21 protein-coding genes are annotated in these 24454 nt (G+C 50.0%); all 21 read left to right on the forward strand.

The genetic code is table 11. The features are described from left to right. Positions 1-154: 154 nt before the first annotated feature. The gene (gene rpsB / locus GNP95_RS11440; RefSeq protein ID WP_155610996.1) at positions 155-853 is read left to right on the forward strand and encodes a 30S ribosomal protein S2; all 699 of its coding nucleotides are present in this window, start codon (positions 155-157) and stop codon (positions 851-853) included. A gap of 144 nt (positions 854-997) precedes the next feature. Next, positions 998-1648 carry a translation elongation factor Ts gene (gene tsf / locus GNP95_RS11445; RefSeq protein ID WP_155610997.1) on the forward strand — a complete coding sequence of 217 codons (651 nt, stop codon included), beginning with the start codon at positions 998-1000 and terminating at the stop codon, positions 1646-1648. Between the two features lie 164 nt (positions 1649-1812). Next, complete coding sequence (pyrH, locus tag GNP95_RS11450) at positions 1813-2541, forward strand: UMP kinase (RefSeq protein WP_155610998.1); 729 nt, start codon at positions 1813-1815, stop codon at positions 2539-2541. Further along, positions 2541-3095, forward strand: a complete 555-nt coding sequence (frr, locus tag GNP95_RS11455) for a ribosome recycling factor (RefSeq protein ID WP_155610999.1) — start codon at positions 2541-2543, stop codon at positions 3093-3095. The genes pyrH and frr overlap by 1 nt, the downstream gene beginning before the upstream one ends. A 70-nt stretch (positions 3096-3165) precedes the next feature. Then, positions 3166-3933 (forward strand): isoprenyl transferase, encoded by a 768-nt coding sequence (locus GNP95_RS11460; RefSeq protein ID WP_155611000.1) that lies wholly within the window; start codon positions 3166-3168, stop codon positions 3931-3933. 21 nt (positions 3934-3954) lie between these two features. Next, on the forward strand, positions 3955-4758 hold the full coding sequence (locus GNP95_RS11465) for a phosphatidate cytidylyltransferase (protein ID WP_155611001.1): 804 nt from the start codon (positions 3955-3957) through the stop codon (positions 4756-4758). Positions 4759-4829: 71 nt separating this feature from the next. Next, the gene (locus GNP95_RS11470) at positions 4830-5969 is read left to right on the forward strand and encodes a 1-deoxy-D-xylulose-5-phosphate reductoisomerase (protein WP_155611002.1); all 1140 of its coding nucleotides are present in this window, start codon (positions 4830-4832) and stop codon (positions 5967-5969) included. Positions 5970-6086: 117 nt separating this feature from the next. Next, the gene (rseP, locus tag GNP95_RS11475; RefSeq protein ID WP_155611003.1) at positions 6087-7364 is read left to right on the forward strand and encodes an RIP metalloprotease RseP; all 1278 of its coding nucleotides are present in this window, start codon (positions 6087-6089) and stop codon (positions 7362-7364) included. A gap of 33 nt (positions 7365-7397) precedes the next feature. Then, positions 7398-8849, forward strand: coding sequence for a proline--tRNA ligase (proS, locus tag GNP95_RS11480; protein ID WP_155611303.1), 1452 nt, complete (start codon positions 7398-7400; stop codon positions 8847-8849). 151 nt (positions 8850-9000) lie between these two features. Next, entirely contained in the window at positions 9001-13317 is a 4317-nt protein-coding gene (locus GNP95_RS11485) for a PolC-type DNA polymerase III (RefSeq protein ID WP_155611004.1), read from the forward strand. A gap of 180 nt (positions 13318-13497) precedes the next feature. Further along, positions 13498-13959, forward strand: a complete 462-nt coding sequence (gene rimP, locus GNP95_RS11490; RefSeq protein WP_155611005.1) for a ribosome maturation factor RimP — start codon at positions 13498-13500, stop codon at positions 13957-13959. A gap of 39 nt (positions 13960-13998) precedes the next feature. Beyond that, positions 13999-15096 (forward strand): transcription termination factor NusA, encoded by a 1098-nt coding sequence (gene nusA, locus GNP95_RS11495; protein WP_155611006.1) that lies wholly within the window; start codon positions 13999-14001, stop codon positions 15094-15096. Between the two features lie 40 nt (positions 15097-15136). Then, positions 15137-15451 carry an RNase P modulator RnpM gene (gene rnpM / locus GNP95_RS11500; protein WP_155611007.1) on the forward strand — a complete coding sequence of 105 codons (315 nt, stop codon included), beginning with the start codon at positions 15137-15139 and terminating at the stop codon, positions 15449-15451. Continuing rightward, a complete protein-coding gene (locus tag GNP95_RS11505) occupies positions 15444-15767 on the forward strand; it encodes a L7Ae/L30e/S12e/Gadd45 family ribosomal protein (RefSeq protein WP_196427148.1) in 324 nt (107 codons plus the stop codon). The genes rnpM and GNP95_RS11505 overlap by 8 nt, the downstream gene beginning before the upstream one ends. Then, complete coding sequence (gene infB, locus GNP95_RS11510; protein ID WP_155611009.1) at positions 15760-18309, forward strand: translation initiation factor IF-2; 2550 nt, start codon at positions 15760-15762, stop codon at positions 18307-18309. Before GNP95_RS11505 ends, infB begins: the two co-directional genes overlap by 8 nt. 15 nt (positions 18310-18324) lie before the next feature. Then, entirely contained in the window at positions 18325-18678 is a 354-nt protein-coding gene (gene rbfA / locus GNP95_RS11515; RefSeq protein ID WP_155611010.1) for a 30S ribosome-binding factor RbfA, read from the forward strand. A 17-nt stretch (positions 18679-18695) separates the two neighbouring features. Continuing rightward, positions 18696-19673 carry a DHH family phosphoesterase gene (locus GNP95_RS11520; RefSeq protein WP_155611304.1) on the forward strand — a complete coding sequence of 326 codons (978 nt, stop codon included), beginning with the start codon at positions 18696-18698 and terminating at the stop codon, positions 19671-19673. Then, positions 19670-20593: a tRNA pseudouridine(55) synthase TruB gene (gene truB, locus GNP95_RS11525; protein WP_155611011.1), complete on the forward strand. Its 924-nt coding sequence runs from the start codon at positions 19670-19672 to the stop codon at positions 20591-20593. Before GNP95_RS11520 ends, truB begins: the two co-directional genes overlap by 4 nt. A 35-nt stretch (positions 20594-20628) precedes the next feature. Next, positions 20629-21582, forward strand: a complete 954-nt coding sequence (locus tag GNP95_RS11530) for a bifunctional riboflavin kinase/FAD synthetase (RefSeq protein WP_155611012.1) — start codon at positions 20629-20631, stop codon at positions 21580-21582. Between the two features lie 207 nt (positions 21583-21789). Beyond that, positions 21790-22059 (forward strand): 30S ribosomal protein S15, encoded by a 270-nt coding sequence (gene rpsO, locus GNP95_RS11535; RefSeq protein ID WP_110933072.1) that lies wholly within the window; start codon positions 21790-21792, stop codon positions 22057-22059. 240 nt (positions 22060-22299) lie between these two features. Beyond that, positions 22300-24405, forward strand: a complete 2106-nt coding sequence (pnp, locus tag GNP95_RS11540) for a polyribonucleotide nucleotidyltransferase (RefSeq protein WP_155611013.1) — start codon at positions 22300-22302, stop codon at positions 24403-24405. Positions 24406-24454: the final 49 nt, after the last annotated feature.

The following is a 24454-nucleotide window of genomic DNA, read 5'->3' on the forward strand; positions in this document are numbered from 1 at the left end:
CACGTGCCGATTATGGTATATTAATTGACGGTGTTATAACGCACGCAGGTTGATTTTACCAAGGGTGCTTGCCATGAATATGGGAGTCTTGGTTAAAGATGAAACTTGCGGAGGAAGCATCAAACAAAAACCAAATCTTAGGAGGTGCGTGGAGATGGCAGTCATTTCCATGAAACAACTGCTTGAAGCAGGCGTACACTTCGGACACCAGACACGTCGCTGGAACCCGAAAATGGACCGTTATATCTTTACTGAAAGAAACGGTATTTACATCATCGACCTGCAAAAAACAGTCAAGAAAGTCGAAGAAGCTTATAATTTTGTAAAGAGCATCGCTGAAGAGAACGGTACTATTCTGTTCGTAGGTACTAAGAAGCAAGCTCAAGATTCCGTGAAAGAAGAAGCTGAGCGCGCTGGTCAATTTTACATTAACCAACGCTGGCTTGGTGGTACTCTGACCAACTTCCAAACGATTCAAAAGCGTATTGATCGTTTGAAACAATTGGAGACTTGGGAAGAGGACGGCACTTTCGAAGTGCTTCCGAAGAAGGAAGTTATCATTCTTCGCAAAGAGAAAGATCGCCTGGAGAAATTCCTTGGCGGTATCAAGAACATGAAGGGTCTGCCAAGCGCGCTGTTCGTCATCGATCCTCGCAAAGAGCGCATCGCTGTTGCGGAAGCACGCAAATTGGGTATCCCAATCGTAGGTATCGTTGATACAAACTGCGATCCGGACGAAATTGACTATGTCATCCCAGGTAACGACGACGCGATCCGCGCGGTTAAATTGTTGACTGGTAAAATGGCAGATGCTGTGATCGAAGCAAACCAAGGGGAGCAAACGACGGCTTAATGCTGAGCTTCCGTTATAAGTAATAAATTAAATGAAAAGGGTGGTTGGTAGGTGTCAAACCTCTCACTGCCCTTTTTTTAAAGGATAAATCTCTGGTCATTTTCACAGATTAGGTCCTATAATTGATTATGGAGGGAATTTAAAATGGCGGTTGATGCAAAAGCGGTAAAAGAACTACGCGAAAAAACAGGTGCAGGTATGCTCGATTGCAAAAAGGCGCTTGAAGAAGTTAACGGTGATATCGAAAAGGCGGTCGAATTTCTTCGTGAGAAAGGTTTGGCTGCATCTGCGAAAAAAGCCGGACGTATCGCTACTGAAGGTATCGTAGAATCTTACATCCATGCGAACGGTAAAATCGGCGTTCTCGTTGAAGTAAACTGCGAGACAGATTTCGTTGCGCTTACGGATCAATTTAAAGAGTTCGTTCGCGACATTGCAATTCATATCGCTGCGTCCAACCCTCGTTACGTACGCCGCGAAGACGTTCCACAAGATGAAATCGAGAAGGAGAAAGAAATCCTTAAAGCTCAAGCGCTCAACGAAGGAAAACCTGAGAAAATCGTTGAGAAAATGGTGGAAGGACGTATTTCCAAATACTTCGAAGAGTACTGCTTGCTGGAGCAATCTTTCGTTAAAGATCCGGACAAAACAATCTCCACGCTGCTTAACGAGAAAATCGCTACAATCGGAGAGAATATCTCGATTCGTCGTTTCGTTCGTTACGAGCTAGGCGAAGGTCTGGAGAAAAAAGTGGATAACTTTGTAGAAGAAGTTATGTCCCAAGTGAATCAATAAGAGCACCATTCAATTAAATGTTATAGAGAGATGGAACACGGCGTGTTCCTTCTTTTTTAACCAAACGCCCTTAATTGTGTGAGCCTGGGAAGCGCGGCCCCTTCGTTGGGCCGTTCTTCTCCGGCAACCTCTAAGAGGGTTCATCTAAAGTGGAGGGTATACAATTGGAGCAGCCAGTTTTTAAACGTATTGTATTGAAGGTCAGTGGGGAGTCGTTAGCCGGTCAAAACGGGTATGGCATCGATGCGGATACGATTTCATCGATTGCCCAGCAAGTGAAAGAAGTGGTTGAACTGGGCGTGCAGGTCGCCATCGTATGCGGCGGCGGCAACATATGGCGCGGTATTGCGGGCAGTGCGAAGGGCATTGACCGTGCTACGGCGGACTATATGGGGATGCTGGCTACCGTCATGAATTCGCTCGCTTTGCAGGATGCTTTGGAGCAAATCGACGTGCCTACGCGGGTTCAGACTTCGATCGCCATGCAGCAAATTGCGGAGCCTTATATACGGCGCCGTGCGATCCGGCATTTGGAGAAAGGCCGCGTCGTCATATTTGCAGCTGGAACAGGTAACCCATTCTTCTCTACGGATACGACAGCAGCACTGCGTGCCGCTGAAATTGAAGCCGAAGTAATTCTGATGGCTAAAAATAAAGTGGACGGCGTATATTCTGCGGATCCGTTTGTGGATCCGACAGCCGAGAAATATGAAATACTTACCTACATGGAAGTGCTCAGCAAAAACCTGGGCGTTATGGATTCCACGGCATCATCGTTATGTATGGACAACGACATTCCGCTTATCGTGTTTGCGATTACGGAACAAGGTAATATTAAACGTGTAGTCCTCGGTGAGAAAATCGGAACGACTGTGAGAGGGAGTGTAGATTAATGCCGCAATCGATTAAGAAAAACGCTGAAGAACGTATGGATAAAGCGATTCAGGCTTTGAAAAGAGATTTGGCGACATTACGTGCCGGAAGAGCCAATCCTTCACTGCTAGATCGCATTCAGGTGGATTATTACGGAACCCCGACGCCGGTTAATCAGCTGGCGAACATCAGCACGCCGGATTCCCGTACGTTGATGATTCAACCTTGGGATAAATCATCGTTGGCCGAAATTGAGCGCGCGATTCAGAAGTCCGACCTGGGACTTACGCCTGCTAATGACGGTTCGATGATCCGTTTGTCGATTCCACCGCTCACGGAAGAACGCCGTGTGGATTTGGCCAAAATGACGAAAAAATTCGGTGAAGAAGCGAAGGTTGCGATCCGCAACATCCGTCGCGACGCGAACGATGATATCAAGAAGCTTGAAAAAACGGAGATTTCGGAGGACGAATCCCGCCGTCATCAAGAGGATATCCAGAAGTCAACGGATAAATTTATCGCGGAAGTCGATAAAGTGCTCGCTGCGAAAGAAAAAGAGATTATGGAAGTTTAAGAGACGAAAAGCGGCCCCTCCTTTTACGGTGGGGTTTGTCTCTTTTTCATCACCGGCTGGAGGAAGAGGAATGATCAAGTTATTTCAATCCTGGTGGAAAAATAGGGGGAAACGTTCTGTCGAAGCGCTGCCAGCGGACAACATTCCAAAGCACGTTGCCATCATCATGGACGGAAATGGACGTTGGGCCCGCAATAAAGGGCTACCGCGGATTGTCGGACATCGCAACGGAATGAAGGCTGTGAAGCGGGCGACGATAGCAGCGGACGAACTGGGCATCCGGATTTTGACTTTATATGCGTTCTCCACAGAAAATTGGAAACGTCCTAAGGATGAAGTGGATTTTCTGATGTCGCTGCCGCAGGAATTTTTGGCCCTTGAGCTTGAGGAACTGATCGAGAAGAACGTTCAGGTGCGCATGATGGGCCATACGGACAATCTTCCCCGGCATACGATTGAAGCGATGGAGGAAGCGGTCTCCCGAACGGAAAACAACACCGGCCTCATTTTGAATTTTGCCCTGAATTACGGCAGCCGCCGCGAGATGACGGAGAGCATGAAGGTGATCGCACGCGAGGTTCAGACTGGACAGTTGTCCCCGGAGGACATTACGGAAGAAATGATCAATTCCCATTTATTATCGCACGGATTGAGCGACCCGGATTTGCTCATTCGCACGGGCGGTGAACTCCGGTTGAGTAATTTCATGCTCTGGCAAGCGGCTTATAGCGAACTTTGGTTTACGGATCTATATTGGCCTGAATTCGGCCGCGAGCAGCTGGTGGAAGCGGTCGCCGAATATCAGCGGCGAACACGTCGCTATGGTGGATTATCATAGCAGGATAGAAGGTGTAGAAGGTTGAAAACACGTTTAATTACAGGACTGATTGCTGGCGTCTTTTTTTTAGGCATGTGCCTGCTCGGCGGAATAGGATATCAGATGCTCATCGTGGCTATGGCTTTGGTAGGCTACTATGAGTTTGTCCGGATGATCAAACTGCCCCCGTTCAGAGGCGCTGCGATTTTCGGTTATGTATGCATACTCTATATGACGTTCCCCTGGAGTCTGCTGGGCCTGAGCATGCCGCTGGAGGTTTTGCCCGCCCTGTGGTTAATGATGTTCCTTTTCCTGGCCATTACGGTATTTACCAAAAATGATTTTCCAATTAGCGAGGCTGCTATCTTGTTTCTTGGAACTGCCTATATCGGTATCGGATTTTCGGCCATAGCGATGACGCGAATCACGCCGGATGGACATGGTGTCTTCTGGACGTTTCTGATGCTGGCTGCGATCTGGAGCAGTGATGCAGGCGCTTATTTCACGGGAAGAAGGTTCGGCAAGCATAAGCTATGGCCAGCCATTAGCCCTAATAAAACTGTGGAAGGGGCCGTCGGCGGCATTGCGCTGGCTGTGGTAGCAGCGGTGATATTCTCTCTGTTCTCAGGCGGGCTCCTAACAATTGGACGAGCACTTCTTCTCGGCGTATCAGCCGCTGTTGTGGGACAGCTTGGCGATTTAATCCAGTCTGCCTACAAGCGGGTTTACGGGATTAAGGATACGGGCAAGCTTCTGCCGGGTCACGGCGGTATTCTAGACCGCTGCGATAGTTGGGTTGTGGTATTTCCGTTCGTACATATTCTAATGCTGCTTCCCTACTACTAAGATTCTGTCCTGAAAATATAAGGGCTCCTTATGGGCCATGGAATTAGTCATTAAATCAGGTGAGGTATGTTATGAGAAAAATAGCTGTCATTGGTTCCACCGGATCGATTGGAACGCAAACGCTGGATGTTGTCAGACAGCATCCTGATCAATTTGTCGTTGAAGGCTTGGCTGCGGGTTCGAATATCGATTTATTCGTCCAGCAGGTCAACGCTTATCGTCCGAAGAAGGCTTCCATTGGAAATAAGCAGCTTGCGGAGCAGGTAGCCCCGCTGCTTCCGCCTGGGGTTGAGCTGTATTACGGCGAGGAGGGCCTGATCGAGGTTGCTGCAGGCACCGAGGCTGATTTTGTGCTGAGCGCTATTGTTGGGAGTAGGGGCCTGCCTCCAACCTTAGCTGCGATTTCCGAAGGGAAAACGATCGGGCTGGCGAATAAAGAAACGCTGGTGACAGCAGGGCATATCGTTACAGAGCTTGCTGAGCAGAAGGGGGTTGCACTGCTTCCTGTAGACAGCGAGCACTCGGCGATTTTCCAATGCTTAAACGGGGAGAGCAGAGATGATGTCGAGCAGATAACATTGACGGCTTCGGGAGGCTCATTCCGGCATTTAACGCGGGAGCAGCTTGGAAATGTGACGCTGGAGGATGCTTTGAAGCATCCCAACTGGTCGATGGGAGCGAAACTAACGATCGATTCGGCCACGATGGTCAACAAAGGATTGGAAGTCATTGAGGCGCATTGGCTTTTCGGTCTTCCTTACGATAAAATCAATGTGCTTTTGCATCCCGAGAGTATTATCCACTCTTTCGTTGAATATCGTGACGGAAGCGTGATTGCCCAGCTCGGTACTCCGGATATGCGCATTCCCATTCAATACGCGATGACTTATCCTGCTAGATTCTCATCGGCATCCAAACGTTTGTCGCTGGCAGAGGTCGGCAAGCTTCATTTTCAGGAAATGGATTATGAGCGATTCCCCTGTTTAAGACTTGCCTTCGAATGTGGTAAAATAGGTGGGACGGCGACGACGGTATTTAATGCAGCCAATGAAGCTGCGGTCGCCCGTTTTATGAAGCGGGAAATTCCATTTCTGCGGATTGAAACGATCATTGAAACCGTACTCTCCAGGCATATACCTCAAAAACAAGCCGATCTTGAAACGATTCAAGCTGCGGATCGGTGGGCGAGAGAGATGGCCGCATCGTTGTAATCACCCCGACCGCTGGGCAAAAAAGTTTCCACAATGGTATTCTCTTGTGCCTGATCGGAGAATAATGATAATCTAAATGAATTGGACGATCTGTGGCTAAAAGGAGGATGCTTTCGATTGGAATTGCTGAGAATTATATTTTTGACAGTGCTCATGTTCTTCGTCATCGTTACGGTTCATGAGTGGGGACATTATTACTTTGCCAAACGGGCTGGGATACTCGTGCGTGAATTCGCGATTGGCTTCGGGCCAAAACTGTTTTCTTACCGCAGGGGAGAGACCCAGTTTACCCTTCGTTTGCTGCCATTTGGCGGTTATGCAAGAATGGCGGGAGAGGATCCGGAACTCGTTGAGATCCAGTCCGGACAAACCGTAGCCCTGCGCTTAGACGGACAAGATGTCACCAAAATTTATCTCGACCGTTTAGATAATCGAAAGAATGTCATTCGTGGCGAAGTCACTGAGATCGATTTGGAAGACCGGCTCGTTATCGTTCTGGACGTAGATGGAGAAATTCTCAATTATAAAGTGCATCCTCAGGCAATGATGGTGGCCAAAGGCAAGGAGACGCAAATTGCTCCTCGCAACCGGCAATTCGCAAGCAAGACGGTGGGCCAGCGGGCATTATCCATCTTCGCCGGACCGTTGATGAACTTCATTTTGGCCTTTGTCCTCTTCGCCCTTCATACGCAAATGGCAGGAATTCCTTTTGATAAACCTGATCATTTGGAAATCGGCGATGTCATGGACAATATGCCCGCCTCAGAGGCTGGTTTACAGCGAGGCGACATTATCGAGACGATTAACGGGGTGGCTGTAGGCACAGACGCTGAGAAATTGATTGAGACGATCGCTGCTTCCAAGGACGTACCGATGGAATGGACGGTCCGCCGCGGGGATCAGGTGCTGCCGATTACGATTACGCCGCGAGCGATGGAGAATCAGCAGGGTGGTAAAGTAGGCACCACGATCGTAACTTATTTCGAGATGCGCAAAGCCAGTTTCGGCGAGACGTTTACTGTCGCTGGCAAAGATATGGTGAATACGACCAAAATGATCTTTATCGGCTTTCAGCAGCTGATTCAGAAATTTTCGATGGATGACCTGGGAGGACCGGTACGGACCTTTGAGGTGACAGGGCAAATTGCGAAGCAAGGCATCGTGAAATTGACTTACTGGGCGGCGATACTGAGCTTGTATCTGGGCATTTTTAATTTGCTGCCGATTCCGGCTCTCGACGGCAGCAGGCTCATCTTCCTTGCCGTTGAGGCGGTTCGCGGGAAGCCGATTGATCCGAATCGAGAGGGAATGGTTCACTTTATCGGCTTCGCCATGTTATTTCTGCTTATGATTGCTGTAACCTATAATGATATTTTGCGATTAATTAACGGATAATATTGTGTTTATTATGGGAGGACTAGGTTGGATATGGCTAATGAGGAGAAACAATTCGTAACTGAAATTACCCCGCAAAGCGAGGATTTCTCGCGCTGGTACATCGACGTCATCAAGAAGGCGGACTTGATGGATTACTCGCCGGTACGCGGCTGCATCGTCTTTAAACCGGACGGTTACGAAATCTGGGAGCACATTCAGGAAGAATTGGATCGGCGCTTTAAAGAGACAGGACACCGCAACGCTTATTTTCCTCTCTTTATTCCGGAGAGCTTCTTTCAGAAGGAGAAGGAGCACGTCGAAGGATTTAACCCTGAGCTCCCATGGGTTACGGAAGCGGCGGGCGAGAAATTGGAGGAGCGCCTGGCCATTCGTCCGACCTCTGAGACGATGATCGGCCACATGTACGAGAAGTGGATACAATCTTATCGCGATCTGCCGGTACTGATCAATCAGTGGGCTAACGTCGTTCGCTGGGAGAAGCGTACATTGCCATTTTTGCGGACGAGCGAGTTTTTGTGGCAGGAAGGCCACACGGCGCATGAGAATGAGCAGGAAGCTCGTGAAGAAACAATGCAGATGCTGGAAATCTATCGCGATTTCGTTGAGAACTATCTCGCCATTCCAGTCATCGTTGGACAGAAAACACCTTCGGAGAAATTCGCCGGGGCAGTGGACACCTATTCCATTGAAGCGATGATGAAGGACGGGCGAGCCGTTCAGGCCGGAACATCGCATTACCTGGGCACGAATTTTGCTGTAGCCTTCAATATTCAATATTTGAATAGGGATAATGTTCAGGAATACGTGCATACGACCTCTTGGGGCGTCAGCACGCGCCTGATCGGCTCCCTCATCATGGTTCATGGCGATGACCGCGGTCTTGCTTTGCCGCCGAAAGTGGCGCCGAAGCAGGTTATGATCATTCCAATCGGTCCTCCTAAGACGCGCGACGCCGTAGTAGGACGGGCGGATGAATTGTTCGCTCAGTTGAAGAAGGCAGGCATCCGTGTCGGAATGGATGATCGTGCAGATGTGCGGCCAGGCTGGAAATTCAATGAATATGAAATGCGCGGTGTGCCTGTGCGCCTTGAAATTGGTCCGCGTGATATGGAAAATGGCGTCTGCGTGCTCGTCTCCCGGATTTCCGGAGAGAAGAAGGTTGTACAGCAGGATAACCTTGTAGAAGAGGTTCAGGCGATGCTGGAGCAGGTTCACAACGAAATGTACGAACGTGCTAAAACTTTCCGCGACGAGCATTTCAACAGCGTGGATACACTGGATGAAATGAAAGCGAGCATTGAGGAGAAGCGCGGCTTTACACTGGCCGGCTGGTGCGGTTCCGAGGCTTGCGAGCGTCACGTCAAAGATGAGACAGGTGCGACAAGCCGCAATATTCCTTTTGATCCGGCGACGAAGAAATCGAACTGTCTCGTATGCGGCGAAGAAGCTAAACATACGGTTGTTTTTGCAAGAGCCTATTAATGATGAAGTAAGAATTCAAATAGGAGGGCTTCCGGCAGTGAGCTGTCGGGTAGGCAGCAGCCTGCTCGGACCTCGTGAACGGAAGCTCTCTTTTAAACTGTCCGCACGTACCTTAACCTCATATTGAGGAATGTATCAGGGGGAGGATATCATGACCGCAGTTGGGGAGAAGAGACAACGGCTGGAGTTGTTAATGCAGCAAGCGGAAATGCCTGCTGGTTTGACCGATCCATACTTTCTAGACGGATGGATTGAGCAGGTGGAAGTAAGCCGGAGCAACCGGGAGTGGAAGATTGCCATCGGCAAAGAATCACTCGTGCCTGCGCAGGCTTATCGTACTTTTTGTTTGCGTGTGAAAGAACGGCTGGAGCATATCGCGCAAATTTCATTCGAGTTCCGATATGGGAAGGATGTATCGGCAGCCGATATCGTGTCGGAGTACTGGAAGCTGTTTATCGAGTGGGTACAGCGGGAAGTGCCGTCCGCCAATGGCTGGATGGCCCGGGCGATTTGCGAGACTGAGGGTGATCTGGCGACGATTACGTTCAGCGATGCGATGGCCCTCGAACTGGCCAAGAAGAAAAATATCGATCGGTATATTGTATCTTTCTACGAAACGTATTTTACCTTGAATCTTCGCGTGAAGCTGCAGACTGGGGAGAATAGTGCCGAAGCATTTGAAGAATTCCAGCAGCGTATCGTTGAGGAAGAGCGCGAAGTGATTCAGCAAATGATGGAGAGTATGGCGACGGAAGCTCCTCCGGAAGAGGACGAAGGCGAAGTCGTCAAGCTGCAGATCGGATACGATATTAAAGAGCAGCCGGTTCCGCTTCAAGAAATACAGGACGAGGAGAAGAAGATTACGATTCAGGGCGTGATTTTTGGATTGGATCGTAAGGAGCTGCGCAACGGGAACACATTGTTTATTTTCAATTTGACGGATTATACGGATTCATTGCAAATGAAGCTGTTCGCCAAAAATAAGGAAGATCTGAAAATCATGAACCAGCTGGCCAACGGCAAGTGGATCAGGGCCCGCGGCCGGGTGGAAATGGATCGCTTCATGCCTGTGCCGGAGCTGGTCATGATTCCTTCTGACGTGAATGAAGTGACTGCTCCGCCAAGCCGGAAGGACAACGCGCCAGAGAAACGCGTCGAGTTCCACCTGCATTCGACCATGAGCACGATGGATGCGGTAACTCCAATTGGCGAATATATCAAAACAGCGGCCAAATGGGGCCATAAGGCGATTGCCGTTACTGATCATGGCGGCATTCAAAGTTATCCGGAGGCCGTTAAAGCAGCAAGCAAGCATGGAATTAAAATGATTTACGGGCTAGAGGCGAACGTGGTCAATGATAATGTTGCCGTCGTCCTTCATCCGCGCCCGGATGACTTGAAGAGCGCTACATATATCGTATTCGATATCGAGACGACGGGTTTGTCGGTAACGCAGAACAAAATCATCGAAATTGCTGCGGTCAAAATGGTGGAAGGCAAGGAAGTCGACCGTTATGCTACGTTCGTAAATCCCCATGTGCGCATCCCATACAATATTCAGCAATTGACGAATATTAACGATGACATGGTTAGGGATGCTCCGGACGTGGAACCTGTCCTCAAGAAATTTGTCGAATTTGTGGGCGATGCCATTCTGGTGGCCCATAACGCCAGATTCGATATCGATTTCGTGAATGCCAAGCTCAAGGAGCTTGGGCTGCCGCCGCTGAACAATCCGGTGCTCGATACGCTCGAGATGGCCCGGATGCTGTTTCCGACGATGAAGAATCACCGTCTCAACACGCTTGCCGCCAAATATAAGGTATCGCTCGAGAACCATCACCGAGCGATTGACGATACCTTAGCTCTGGGCGAAATCCTGAACGGTCTCTTGGACGATGCGGTCAAGATTGAGGGATATAAAACGCTGGATCAGCTTAACGCAAAGGTAGGCAAGGATTTGTCCAATGCGCGGCCGTTCCACTGCAGCATCTATGCGCTCAATATGATTGGGAAGAAGAATTTGTACAAATTGGTCTCCATGTCCCACACGCAGTATTTCAAACGAGTTGCATGTATTCCGAAATCGAAGCTTGCCGAGATGAGGGAAGGTCTGCTGATTTTATCCGGCTGTGAGAAAGGCGAGTTCTTTGAGACAGTTCTGAATAAATCAGTAGAGGAAGCCGAGCAAGTGGCGGAATTTTATGATGTGCTGGAAATTCAGCCGCTCACGATGTACATGCATCTTGTTGAGAAGGGGCTGGTAGGAAGTGTTCAGGAGCTGGAGACGGCGCTGCGCAAAATTTGCGAAATCGGCTTCAAGCTTGGCAAGCCGGTTGTGGCTACCGGCAACGTGCACTACTTAGATCCTCGCGACAAAATATACAGGGATATTACAATCCACGGCATTACGGGGTTCAGTCCGCTTAAGGATATCCGCAAGCCGGATGCTCATTTTCGGACGACTGAAGAAATGCTGGAGGAATTCCAATTTCTTGGAGAAGAGAAGGCATATGAGGTCGTGGTGAAAAACACGTCGGAGTTGGCCGATTCTTTTGAAGACCTGGAGCTGTTCCCGGATAAGCTGTTCACTCCGATTCTTGAAGGAGCCGATGAGGAAATTCGCAATACTTGCTACGAGACCGCTAGATCGATTTATGGCGAGGATTTGCCGGAGGTTGTCGTTCAGCGTCTAGAAAAGGAACTGGAGCCGATCATTAAATACGGCTTCTCGGCCAACTACCTGATTTCCGAGCGGCTCGTTAAAAAATCGAACAGAGACGGTTACCTGGTTGGCTCCCGGGGTTCAGTCGGGTCCTCCGTAGTGGCAACGTTCCTCGGGATATCGGAGGTTAATCCGCTTCCAGCGCATTATATCTGTCTGAACCCAGAGTGTAAGTATAGCGAATGGTTCTTGGACGGAAGTGTGCCGAGCGGGTTCGATCTTCCGGACAAGCCGTGTCCAAAATGCGGCGAAAAGCTAAAGGGCGAAGGCCAGGATATCCCTTTCGAGACGTTTCTCGGGTTTAAGGGCGACAAGGTTCCCGATATTGACTTGAACTTCTCGGGGGAGTATCAGCCCCATGCTCATAACTACACGAAAGAGCTGTTCGGCGAGAAAAGCGTGTTCCGGGCTGGAACGATCGGCACGGTCGCTGAGAAAACGGCGTTTGGCTTCGCAAAAAAATACGAAGAAGAACACCATAAGCAGTGGCGCGGCGCCGAGCTGAACCGGCTTGCAGCCGGATGTACAGGCGTGAAGCGCAGCACAGGCCAGCATCCGGGCGGAATTGTCGTCGTACCCGATTATATCGAGGTTGAGGACATTACGCCGGTACAGTATCCTGCGGATGATGTCAATGCCGAATGGAAGACGACGCATTTTGATTATCACGCCTTCGACGCGAACCTGCTGAAGCTCGATATTCTCGGACACGATGATCCGACGATGATGAGGATGCTCCAGGATTTAACAGGCGTCGATCCGACGACGATTCCGATGAATGATCCAAAGGTCATGAGCATGTTTAACTCCACCGAGGCCCTCGGGGTTACTCCGGAGCAAATCCGTACCCCTGTAGCGACGTATGGCGTTCCCGAGATGGGGACGAAGTTCGTGCGTCAGATGCTGATTGAATCGCAGCCAACTTCGTTTGCCGACCTTCTACAAATTTCGGGATTGTCCCATGGTACGGGAGTGTGGCTGGGCAATGCCCAGGAATTGATCAAGAATGGGACATGCAACATTAAGACGGTTATTGGTTGTCGGGACGATATTATGCTGTATCTGATCTACAAAGCTGGTATGGATGCTGGCTTGGCGTTTAAAATTACGGAGAGCGTACGTAAAGGGAAGGGGCTGACCCAAGAGTGGATTGATGAGATGAAGAGATGCAAAGTGCCGCAGTGGTATATAGACTCTTGTCTTAAAATCCAATACATGTTCCCGAAGGCGCACGCTGCCGCATATGTTATTTCGGCGGTGAGAACCGCATACTTCAAGCTGTATCATCCGATTGAATACTATGCAACGTATTTCTCAGTGCGTGGTGAAGACTTCGACATTGAGCTATTCTGCCAAGGGTATGAAGCGATCTATCGCAAAATTGAAGAAATCGAGCAAAAGGGCTTCCAGGCGCTGCCAAAGGAACGGAACATGCTGCCGATCCTGGAAATGGCGCTGGAGATGACGGCCCGCGGTTTCCGCTTCAAGAGCATCGATCTCTACCGCTCCGACGCAACGCGCTTTATCGTTGACGGCGATGCCTTGATCCCTCCGTTTTCTGCGCTTGCGGGAATCGGCGATAATGCGGCGAAAAATATCGCCGCTGCGAAGGAGCAGGGGGAATTCCTGTCGATCGAAGATTTCCAGCAGAAATCCAAAGCATCAAAGACGGTGGTGGAGCTGCTCGGTTCGATGGGTTGCTTCCGGGGGCTTCCCGAAAGCAACCAGCTTTCCCTGTTTTAAAATCGAGTCGCACGGCCTAGCTTCAAGTCACTGAAGTAAAGGTGATTTACTTGTCACTCATGCCGGACTATGTTATAATTTTTTTGGTAATCATGGAGATAGAGCCGTTGTTTAAAGAGTGGGGAAACCCACTCTTTACTCTTTGGTATATAGGAATGAAAATTATGGAGGTATGTACGCTTGAGCACACCGAAGATCAAAGCGACCGTGGAAGAGATGGTTCTGCCCTTTTTGCAGGAGAACGGCTTTGAACTGGTAGACGTGGAATATGTGAAGGAAGGAAGCAATTGGTTTCTGCGCGTCTTCGTTGACAAGGATGGCGGTATCGATATCGATGACTGCGGCCGGATCAGCGAATATTTGAGCGAGAAGCTGGATGCTGACGATCCAATTCCGTCCGCTTATTTTCTGGAAGTTTCTTCACCTGGGGCGGAGCGTCCGCTCAAAAAGGCAGAGGATGTAGCCAAAGCCGTAGGGAAGGATGTATTCGTAACTACATATGAACCGGTAGAAGGTCTGAAGGAATTTGAAGGCCGGCTTTTTTCTTTTGACAATGATGAACTGGTCATTGCCGTAGGAAAGAAGAATTATGCCATTCCATATAACAAAGTTGCCAGCGCAAGGTTGGCCATCATTTTTTAATGACCTGAACGGGAAGATGAAAGGGGGAACTTGAGGCAGATGAGTATGGATTTTATTGAAGCCTTAAATGAGTTGGAAAGGGAGAAAGGAATCAGCAAGGACATTTTGTTCGAAGCGATCGAAGCAGCTCTGATTTCCAGCTACAAACGCAATTTTAACACGGCACAGAACGTTCGCGTCGATATGAATCGCCACACCGGGGCAATTAAAGTATTTGCCCGCAAGCTGGTTGTGGAAGAAGTGCTTGATCCCCGGACGGAAATTTCACTGTCGGCCGCCCGTGAGATTAATCCAAGCTTTCAATTGGACGATATTTCCGAGATCGAGGTAACGCCTCGCGATTTCGGGCGCATCGCTGCACAGACGGCTAAGCAAGTTGTGACCCAGCGTATCCGCGAAGCAGAGCGGGGGCTGATTTACAACGCATTTATCGAGAAGGAAGAGGATATCGTTACGGGGATCGTACAGCGTCAGGATCAACGCAACGTGTATGTGGATCTGGGTAAAATCGAGGCCCATCTTCCGCTGAATGAACTCATGCCTAACGAGAAGTTCAAGCATGGCGACCGGATCAAGGCGTACATCACGAAAGTAGAGAATACGACCAAGGGGCCGCAAATTCTGCTATCCCGCACGCATCCGGGGCTGCTAAAGCGTCTGTTCGAACTTGAAGTGCCGGAGATATTTGACGGCGTCGTTGAGATTCGCTCCGTGGCGCGTGAAGCCGGATTCCGTTCCAAAATCGCAGTTTACTCCCGCAATAGCGAAGTGGATCCGGTAGGCTCTTGCGTAGGCCCTAAGGGGACTCGCGTCCAAACAATCGTGAACGAGCTTCGCGGTGAGAAAATTGATATCGTGCGTTATTCCGAGAATGTTGAGGAATATGTAGCTAACGCGCTTAGCCCTTCGAAGGTGCTTGAAGTTCAGGTATTCGAAGAGGAGAAGATGGCCCGGGTGATCGTTCCTGATTACCAGCTTTCGCTCGCTATCGGTATTAAAGGACAGAATGCGCGTCTTGCAGCGAAGCTGACGGGATGGAAGATCGACATTAAGAGCGAGAGTCAAGCGGAAGAGGAGTTTGGAAGAGAGAAGACCGATTCTGGCGAAATGCCGCAGGATTCCGTCTCCGTCGATTAACTTCAACCTCTAATGCAAGTATGTAAGGGGGGCGATGGAAATGAAGCCTAGAAAGATTCCGCTGCGCAAATGCGTGGCTTGCAACGAAATGAAGCCCAAGAAATCGCTGATTCGCGTCGTTCGTTCTCCAGAGGGTGACGTATCGATTGATATGACCGGCAAAAAATCTGGCCGCGGCGCGTATCTGTGCGGCCAAGCGTCCTGCTTCAAACTGGCTCATAAGAACCGGGCTTTGGACAGGGCGCTGAAATCTCCGGTGGGCGCGGAGGTTTATGAGCAATTGGCACGGGACTTCCTTGCCGTCGAGGATGAGTTCATTGCTGAACGCGACCGGGAAGAGGATGCAGATGAGTAAGGTGCTGTCCGGGCTTGGCCTAGCGATGCGGGCAGGCAAAGTAGTTACCGGGGACGAGAGCGTTCTTAAGGCAGTTCGCTCCGGGGAGGCTAGGCTTGTAATCGTTGCAGAGGATGCGTCGGAGAATGCCCGCAAGAAATTTCGCGACAAGTGCGCAACCTATAAAATTCCACTGATCATCGGATTCGACCGTGAAGAGCTTGGCTCTAGCGTCGGCAAGCCGGAACGGGTCGTTCTGGCTCTGATCGATCAGGGATTTGCCGATATGATTCGGAAAACGATCGTGAAAACGTCGGAGGTGGAGTATATTGAGTAAACAAGAGAACAAAGATAAGCTCAGGGTATATGAATATGCGAAATCGCTCAATATGAGCAGTAAGGAAATTATTACAATTCTTAAGCGGTTGAATATTCCGGTCAATAACCACATGAGTGTGATGGAGAATGATGCCGTAACACGGGTAGAGCAGTTTTTCAAAGATATTAAGAGCAATGCCGCCGCCAAAAGGGAAGGTTCCGAGCCTGTGAAATCTTCTGCCAAATCGTCGGCTCCCGCTTCCGCAGGAGGAAGTCAATCGCCGAAAACCGGGACCGGGACGAACGCCGGTCAGCGTGAAGATCAAGGGCAGAGCCTTAGAACCAGCAGCAGCGGATCAAGCAATACCAAAAATCAACAAGAAAAGCAGGTAAGTATGAATAATAGAACAAATAACGCAAATACATCCTCCTCGGGAGGAGCACAAGCAACTCAGGAAAGAAATAACCGTCCAAGCGGCGGACATCAGCAGGGGAATCGCAACAATTCCCAGGGTAACCGGGGTTCTCAGCAAGCTGGCGGACAACGTTCAAACGCCGGTTCAAGCGGCCCGCGGGCGGGACAGGGCACAGGCCATACATCGTCCCAAGGGAACCGCAATCAAGCTTCGGCGCCACGCCAGGAGAATTCTAACAAGGATAATGCCCGCAAAGGGAATAATAATAACAGACCAGGTCAAAGACGTTTTGACGATAACAGACCGGGGAATTTCAAGAATAACCGCGGCGGTAAAGGCGGCAGAGGTGGTAAAGGTGCTTCGCAGCCGCCTCGCGAGAAAATTGACAACACACCGAAGAAAATTATTGTTCGCGGCAACATGACTGTTGGCGAAGCAGCCAAGCTTCTGCATAAGGACGCTTCCGAAGTGATCAAGAAGCTCATTATGCTCGGCGTCATGGCGACGATCAACCAAGAGCTGGACATTGATACGATTCTTCTGCTCGCCGGCGACTTCGGCGTAGAGGTTGAAGTGAAAATTCCAGTTGAGGAAGATCGTTTCGAGACCGTCGAAGAGAACGATGATGAAGCGGATTTGAGAGAACGTCCCCCGGTTGTAACGATTATGGGACACGTTGACCATGGTAAGACGACACTTCTCGACGCCATTCGTTCGACAAATGTCAGCAGCGGTGAGGCTGGAGGCATTACCCAGCATATTGGTGCATACCAGGTAGAGATTAATAATAAAAAAATAACGTTCCTGGATACTCCGGGCCACGAAGCGTTTACGGCGATGCGTGCCCGCGGCGCCCAATTAACGGATATTACCATTATTGTGGTCGCGGCAGACGACGGCGTTATGCCGCAAACGGTAGAAGCGGTCAACCACGCCAAAGCTGCTGGCCTGCCAATCATCGTGGCTGTCAACAAGATCGACAAGCCGACGGCCAATGCAGATAAGGTGAAGCAGGAGTTGACGGAGTATGGCCTTGTTCCAGAGGAATGGGGCGGAGATACGATCTTCGTCAACGTTTCCGCGAAGCAGAGAATGGGACTGGAAGATTTGCTGGAAATGATTCTGCTCGTAGCGGAAGTTAATGAATATAGAGCGAATCCAGAAAAACGCGCGCGCGGTGCGGTCATCGAGGCCGAGCTGGACAAGAGCCGCGGACCGGTTGCCCGCGTGCTCGTGCAGCACGGTACGCTGAAAGTCGGCGATGCGTTCGTAGCTGGAAACTGCTTCGGCCGTATCCGGGCTATGGTTAATGATAAAGGCCGCCGCATCAAAGAAGCCGGGCCGTCCACACCGGTTGAAATTACGGGCTTAACGGAAGTGCCGCTGGCTGGCGATCCGTTCATGGTATTCGAGGACGAGCGCAAAGCCCGTTCCATTGCCGAGAAGCGCGCCATTACCCATCGCCAATCCGAGCTGGGCGGCAATACGCGCGTTACGCTCGATGATTTGTTCCGCCATATCAAGGAAGGCGAGATCAAAGATCTTAACGTCATCATTAAGGCAGACGTGCAAGGCTCTGTAGAGGCGCTTAAAGGCTCCTTGGAGAAAATCGAAGTGGAAGGCGTACGCGTGAAAATCATTCACAGCGGTGCAGGCGCCATCACGGAATCTGACATCATCCTCGCGGCTGCTTCCAATGCGATCGTAATCGGCTTCAACGTTCGTCCGGATAACCAGACCAAGGCGACGGCCGAGCAGGAGAAGGTGGATATTCGTCTCCACCGCGTCATCTATAAAGCGATCGAGGAAATTGAGCAAGCGATGAAAGGGATGCTTGATCCCGAATATAAAGAAGTTGTCATTGGTCATGCCGAAATTCGCGATACGTTCAAGCTTAGCCGTGTAGGTACGATTGCGGGCTGTATGGTAACTTCCGGTAAAATTACGCGCAATGCCGAAACCCGCCTCATTCGCGACGGAATCGTCGTATATGAAGGCAAAATCGACTCGCTCAAACGCTTCAAGGACGATGCGAAGGAAGTCGCTCAAGGCTACGAGTGCGGTATTACCCTTGACAACTTTAATGACATTAAAGAGGGCGACGTTATCGAAGCATTTATTATGGAGGCCGTCGAACGGAAGTAAGGTGAGGTGACAACAATGGCTAAAAATCGTACTGGCCGCGTAGGCGAACAGATAAAGAAAGAGCTCAGCCTGCTCATTCAGAATGAGGTCAAGGATCCTCGGATCGGATTTGTCACGGTGACTGGTGTCGAGGTGACAAGCGATCTTTCGCAGGCGAAGGTATACATCAGTGTTTTCGGCGACGAGGAGAAGAAGTCGGAATCGCTGAAAGGGCTGGAGAAAGCAATCGGTTTTCTGCGGACCGAGCTTGGCAAACGGATGCGTTTGCGTCACACACCAGAATTGATCTTTAAAGTCGATGAGTCGATTGAGTATGGCAGCCGTATTGAAAAGCTGCTGGGCGAGATTACGCAAGACGAGGATAAATGAATTTAAAGGAGACGGCAATGCAGACCAATGAACAGGAGTTCCTACAGGTAGAGCACTTTCTGAAGGATCATGATGATTTCCTGGTAGTGTCGCATGTACAGCCGGACGGAGATGCAGTCAGTTCCACCCTTGTGGTGGGCTGGCTTCTCTCATGTCTGGGTAAGAATTACGTTATGGTCAACGAAGGGCCGATTCCTCAGCGTATGTCGTACCTGCTGCATTCGGATCGCATCATGGATCTGTCAGTGACCCCTTTAGGCAAAACTTATAAACATATTATCTGCGTCGATTGCGCTGATTTCCGCAGAGTCGGAAAAGCCAGCGAATATTTTGCGCCGGACGCAGAAATTTTGAACATTGATCATCATCCGACCAATGATGGCTTCGGTGGCATTAACCTTATCGTACCTGAAGCCGCAGCCACGGTTCAGGTGCTGTATGAGCTACTGAAACGGCTGAAATTCGGGCTCGATCGGGACGTGGCTACAGCGCTGTATACCGGTCTTTTAACTGATACAGGAGGGTTCCGTTATTCCAGCACTTCCCCCAAAGTGATGGCTATCGCATCTGATCTATTGACGTATGGGGTAGATGGCCCGGGATTGTCGCAACTGCTGCTGGAAGAAATGACTTTGGCGCAAATTCGGCTGCTGACTAGAGCCTTGAATGGACTTCAGATGACAGAGGACGGCAAGATCAGCTGGGTTACGATCGATGACGAGGACATGAAGTCGTGCGGCGCCATTCATGAGGATCTGGAGGGTATTGTGAATTATCCCCGCAATATTCAAGGCGTTGAGGTTGGCTTGCTGTTCAAGGTGATTGATGACAATGCCGTGAAGGTGAGTATGAGGTCGGCTGGCAAGGTTGACGTAGCTGCTGTTGCTCAAAGCTTTGGTGGAGGCGGTCATGTTCGTGCCGCAGGGGTACGGATGCAAGGGAGTCTAGACGAGATTGTCTCGCAGATTGTAGAGCAGGTGAAGACCCGATTATGAAGCAGAATTCTTATGAAGGAATACTTGCCGTCCATAAGCCGGCAGGATTCACCTCTCACGATGTTGTGGCCAAAACCCGCGGCATATTAAGAATGAAAAGGATCGGCCATACCGGAACGCTCGATCCGGCGGTTACCGGGGTGCTTCCGCTTTGCCTCGGACGGGCGACCCGAATGGTGGAGTACCTCCAGGAGCTGCCCAAGGAATACGAAGCTACGCTGTATCTCGGTATCGCAACCGATACGGAGGACATGTCAGGCTCAATTATTGAACGCAAGGAAGGGATCAGCCTTACGGAGGAAGAGGTTAGAGCGGCTTTAGGCCAGTTTGTCGGAACGATATCCCAAGTACCGCCGATGTATTCCGCCTTAAAACAGGACGGGAAACGTCTTTACGAATTAGCACGGGAAGGTAAGACGGTTGAGCGCAAAGCGAGGGAAGTTACGATTGAGGAGCTAGAGCTAATCTCTTATGAGCCAGGCGGTGAATATCCGTCCATTTCTTTTCGCGTGCTGTGCTCCAAAGGGACGTATATCCGTACGCTTTGCGTCGATATCGGCCGTACGCTAGGCGTACCAGCTGCAATGGCCGAACTGAAAAGGACGGTCTCGGCAGGGATTACGGAAGATCAGTGCTTGACGCTTGAAGAAATAACGGCTCTGGCGGCAGATGGGATACTGGAAGAACGGCTTATTCCTGTAGACAGGGCCGTGAGTCATCTTCCGGCACATCGCATCCCAGAAGAGAAGGTCAAGCAGGCTTTGCAGGGACAAAGACTATCTTCTCGGCTGCTTGATCCCCCTGTGCGCTGGGGAGAGAATATTCGATTGTACGGTGCAGAGGGACAGTTTTTAGGCATTTTTCGCGGGGAACCGTCTACCGGAGCGATTACGCCAGTCAAAGTTTTCCCGCCAGAGTGAAATAGCGTGCTAATCCGAGTGAAATTGCAGGTGAAATGACAGTGGAAATAATGAATCTGACTTATCCTCTTACCAAAGAGATTATAGACGATAACGCCAGACCCCAAGTGTTGGCCATCGGCCAGTTTGACGGCTTGCACCTTGGACATGCGAGCGTAATCGAATCAGCGGTGAGGATGGCGGCATCCTTAAACTTGCCGGCTGCGGTAATGACTTTTCATCCCCATCCAAAAGAAGTTATGAAAAAAGGCGATTATGACGGCTATTTGACACCCCCCCGGGAAAAGGAACGAATTCTAGAGAGCTTGGGCGTGGACTACGTATATATCGTGGAATTTAATGATGCTTTTTCGCGGGTGAGCCCGCAAAATTTCGTGGCGGGAGTGCTCGTTCCGCTCCAGATCCATACAGCAGTTGTCGGCTTTGATTTCCGTTACGGGTATCGCGGAGAAGGCGACGCCGGGATGCTGCGCGAGCTTAGCGACAACACCCTGGAGGTTCATACGGTTCCTCCGTTTCTCATAGAAGGAGAGAAGGTGAGCAGCTCCGGGATTCGCCGGGCGCTGGCGGAGGGAAAAGTTCAGCTTGCTGCGCGCTGGCTGGGCCGAAGATATTCGATTCATGGGACAGTGATGCACGGCGAGAAGCGCGGACGGCAAATCGGCTTCCCTACAGCGAATCTCAAGCCAGACGAACATTTCGTACTCCCCGCCAAGGGTGTATACGCTGTGCGGGTAAGCTATGAAGGACAGCGACTGGAGGGCGTCATGAACGTCGGGGTCAAGCCGACCTTCCATAACGATAAGTCAGCGCCTTCCTTGGAAATCCATCTCTTCGATTTTACCGGGGACTTATATGGCAAATCCCTGTCCGTAGAATTGGTTGAATTCATTCGCGAGGAGCGAAGATTCGGCTCGATCGACGAACTTGTAGCCCAGATCGGCAAAGATGCGGACACAGCTAAAAACATGCTCCTTGCCGCCGAGTAGAAGGGTCAACGAATTTATAACGAATTTATGGGCGAACGGGTGTTTAATAGCATTTACATTTGTCCATCATTTATGGTATACTGATCTACGTTGTTCGTGGTGAAGTTTGGTATTTTTCACATGACAACTATAACCTTAGCTTGGTTGACCGGACCTCACCGCCCGGCGACGAGGCTAACGGCGATTTAGATAAAGGAGGTGAACAGGATGGCATTGACTCAAGAACGCAAACAACAACTGATCGAAGAGCACAAAACTCATGAATCCGATACAGGATCCCCAGAGGTGCAAATTGCTATCCTTACGGAGAACATTGTTAATTTGACCGAACACTTGCGCTCGCACAAGAAAGATCATCATTCCCGTCGCGGTCTATTGAAAATGGTCGGCCAACGCCGTAAGTTGTTGGCATACCTGAAGAACAAAGACGTAAGACGTTACTCCGCTTTGATTGAGAAGCTTGGATTGCGTCGTTAATTTTTCGTGGTTAACTAAAGCAGCCTGGTTGCCGCCGGATGCGCTATTATAGCGAACGGTGGCGGCCGGGTTGCTTTTTAACAGTTACTAAATTGTATAGCTTCGCTTTTTACGCATCTATAGCTCCTTCAGGAGCTTTTGTTGTGAAAGGGGACGGACTTCAACTTCTTTTATGATTTGTGCAAAAGGAGGAAATAATGAAGTCTATAACGAATTTCTATCTGAACAAGGAGGGATTTCATGGAGAAACATGTGAAAATGCAGTTGGGAGGAAGACCTCTTATACTGGAAACCGGCCGTTTGGCAAAACAAGCAAATGCAGCCGTTATGGTCCGTTACGGCGATACAGCCGTATTGTGTACGGTAACAGCATCCTCCGAGCCGAAGGATCTCGATTTCTTTCCGCTCACTGTAAACTATGAGGAGAAGCTCTACGCCGTAGGTAAAATTCCGGGAGGCTTTATTAAACGCGAAGGCCGTCCCAGTGAGAAAGCGATTTTGGCGAGCCGTTTGACTGACCGTCCGATTCGTCCGCTGTTCCCAGAGGGATTCCGCAACGATGTGCAAATCGTAAACCTCGTTATGAGCGTTGATCAAGACTGCGAACCAGAAATTGCGGCGATGATCGGTACTTCGGCAGCGCTGAGTATTTCGGATGTTCCGTTTAATGGACCGATTGGCGGCGTAGCTGTCGGCCGCGTTGACGGACAGTTTATAATTAATCCGGATGTTGCCCAGCAGGAAGCAAGCGATATTTATGTCGTGGTGGCGGGTACGAAGGATGCCATTATGATGGTGGAAGCCGAAGCAAATGAAGTGCCGGAAGAAGTCATGCTTGAGGCGATCATGTTCGGCCATGAGGAAATTAAGAATATCGTGGCGGTTATTGAAGAACTCGTTGCCATTGCCGGCAAAGAGAAGATGGAAGTTAAGCTTCATTCCGTAGATGAAGAAGTCAATCGCGAGGTTCGTGAATTTGCGGCAGGCCGTCTAATCGAAGCGGTTAGAATTGCCGAGAAGCACGCTCGTCAGGATGCGATCGATGCTATCAACGAGGAGACTGTGGCTCATTTTGAGGAGAAGTACATAGAGTCTCCAGAGCTTCTTAAAGACGTAATGGAGGTACTTCACGATATCGTTAAGGAAGAAGTACGCCGTCTGATTACCCATGATAAAATCCGTCCGGATGGCCGGAAGCTGGAAGAAATCCGTCCGATCGAGTGCGACATCAACCTACTGCCGCGCACGCATGGATCAGGCCTGTTTACGCGTGGCCAAACGCAAGCACTCAGCGTATGTACGCTTGGTGCACTAGGCGACGTGCAAATTCTTGACGGAATCGATCTGGAAGAATCCAAGCGCTTTATGCATCACTACAACTTCCCGCCGTTTAGCGTGGGCGAAGCTCGTCCGCTGCGTGCGCCGGGACGCCGTGAAGTGGGGCACGGAGCTCTTGGCGAAAGAGCATTGTCCAAAGTCATTCCGCCAGAATCGGAGTTCCCGTACACCATTCGTCTTGTCTCCGAGGTATTGGAATCGAACGGTTCTACCTCACAAGCCAGCATTTGCGCAAGTACGCTTGCGATGATGGACGCTGGCGTACCGATTAAGGCGCCTGTAGCGGGTGTCGCGATGGGTCTGATCAAGGATGGCGATCAAGTATCGATTCTGAGTGATATTCAAGGCATGGAAGACCACTTGGGTGACATGGACTTTAAAGTAGCCGGAACTCCGGAAGGCGTAACTGCAATCCAGATGGATATTAAAATCGATGGCATCGACCGCCAAATTCTTACGGACGCGTTGACCCAGGCGAGAGAAGGCCGTATGCACATCCTCTCCAAAATGATGGAGCGCATCCAGAAGCCGAAGGAAAGCTTGTCTCCATATGCGCCTAAGATTCTCATCATGAACATCAACCCTGACAAAATTCGCGATGTGATCGGCGCAGGCGGCAAAATCATCAATAAGATTATTGAAGAAACCGGCGTGAAAATCGACATCGAGCAGGATGGCCGCGTATTCATTGCTTCTGCTAACGAAGAGATGAACAATAAGGCGCGTTCGATCATTGAAGGCATCGTAAAAGAAGTTGTCGTCGGTGAGATTTATGTGGGTATGGTAAAACGGATTGAGAAATTCGGTGCTTTCGTGGAGATTCTACCAGGCAAAGACGGTCTGGTTCATATTTCGCAGCTTTCTACAGAGCGTGTTGCTAAGGTGGAAGACGTTGTTGCTATCGGTGATACGATAACCGTCAAGGTTACGGAAATCGACCAGCAAGGTCGCGTGAATCTTTCCCGCAAAGCAGTGTTAACTGCAGAGGCAGCCAAATCAACAACCTAAGTTAACCCCATATTTCATTACAAAATGTGCGGGAAAAGAGACAGAATAC

It is taken from the genome of Paenibacillus woosongensis (assembly GCF_009725165.1).
Lineage (GTDB): Bacteria > Bacillota > Bacilli > Paenibacillales > Paenibacillaceae > Fontibacillus > Fontibacillus woosongensis.

Bases quoted from the DNA above. Each gene is read 5' to 3' on its own strand.
- GNP95_RS11520 (WP_155611304.1), top strand. From the start codon at position 18,696: ATGCAGACCAATGAACAGGAGTTCCTACAGGTAGAGCACTTTCTGAAG.
- GNP95_RS11505 (WP_196427148.1), top strand. From the start codon at position 15,444: ATGAGTAAGGTGCTGTCCGGGCTTGGCCTAGCGATGCGGGCAGGCAAA.
- GNP95_RS11460 (WP_155611000.1), top strand. From the start codon at position 3,166: ATGATCAAGTTATTTCAATCCTGGTGGAAAAATAGGGGGAAACGTTCT.
- pnp (WP_155611013.1), top strand. From the start codon at position 22,300: ATGGAGAAACATGTGAAAATGCAGTTGGGAGGAAGACCTCTTATACTG.
- GNP95_RS11530 (WP_155611012.1), top strand. From the start codon at position 20,629: ATGACAGTGGAAATAATGAATCTGACTTATCCTCTTACCAAAGAGATT.
- GNP95_RS11485 (WP_155611004.1), top strand. From the start codon at position 9,001: ATGACCGCAGTTGGGGAGAAGAGACAACGGCTGGAGTTGTTAATGCAG.
- rbfA (WP_155611010.1), top strand. From the start codon at position 18,325: ATGGCTAAAAATCGTACTGGCCGCGTAGGCGAACAGATAAAGAAAGAG.
- frr (WP_155610999.1), top strand. From the start codon at position 2,541: ATGCCGCAATCGATTAAGAAAAACGCTGAAGAACGTATGGATAAAGCG.
- rnpM (WP_155611007.1), top strand. From the start codon at position 15,137: ATGAAGCCTAGAAAGATTCCGCTGCGCAAATGCGTGGCTTGCAACGAA.
- tsf (WP_155610997.1), top strand. From the start codon at position 998: ATGGCGGTTGATGCAAAAGCGGTAAAAGAACTACGCGAAAAAACAGGT.
- truB (WP_155611011.1), top strand. From the start codon at position 19,670: ATGAAGCAGAATTCTTATGAAGGAATACTTGCCGTCCATAAGCCGGCA.
- proS (WP_155611303.1), top strand. From the start codon at position 7,398: ATGGCTAATGAGGAGAAACAATTCGTAACTGAAATTACCCCGCAAAGC.
- nusA (WP_155611006.1), top strand. From the start codon at position 13,999: ATGAGTATGGATTTTATTGAAGCCTTAAATGAGTTGGAAAGGGAGAAA.
- rpsB (WP_155610996.1), top strand. From the start codon at position 155: ATGGCAGTCATTTCCATGAAACAACTGCTTGAAGCAGGCGTACACTTC.
- rpsO (WP_110933072.1), top strand. From the start codon at position 21,790: ATGGCATTGACTCAAGAACGCAAACAACAACTGATCGAAGAGCACAAA.
- GNP95_RS11470 (WP_155611002.1), top strand. From the start codon at position 4,830: ATGAGAAAAATAGCTGTCATTGGTTCCACCGGATCGATTGGAACGCAA.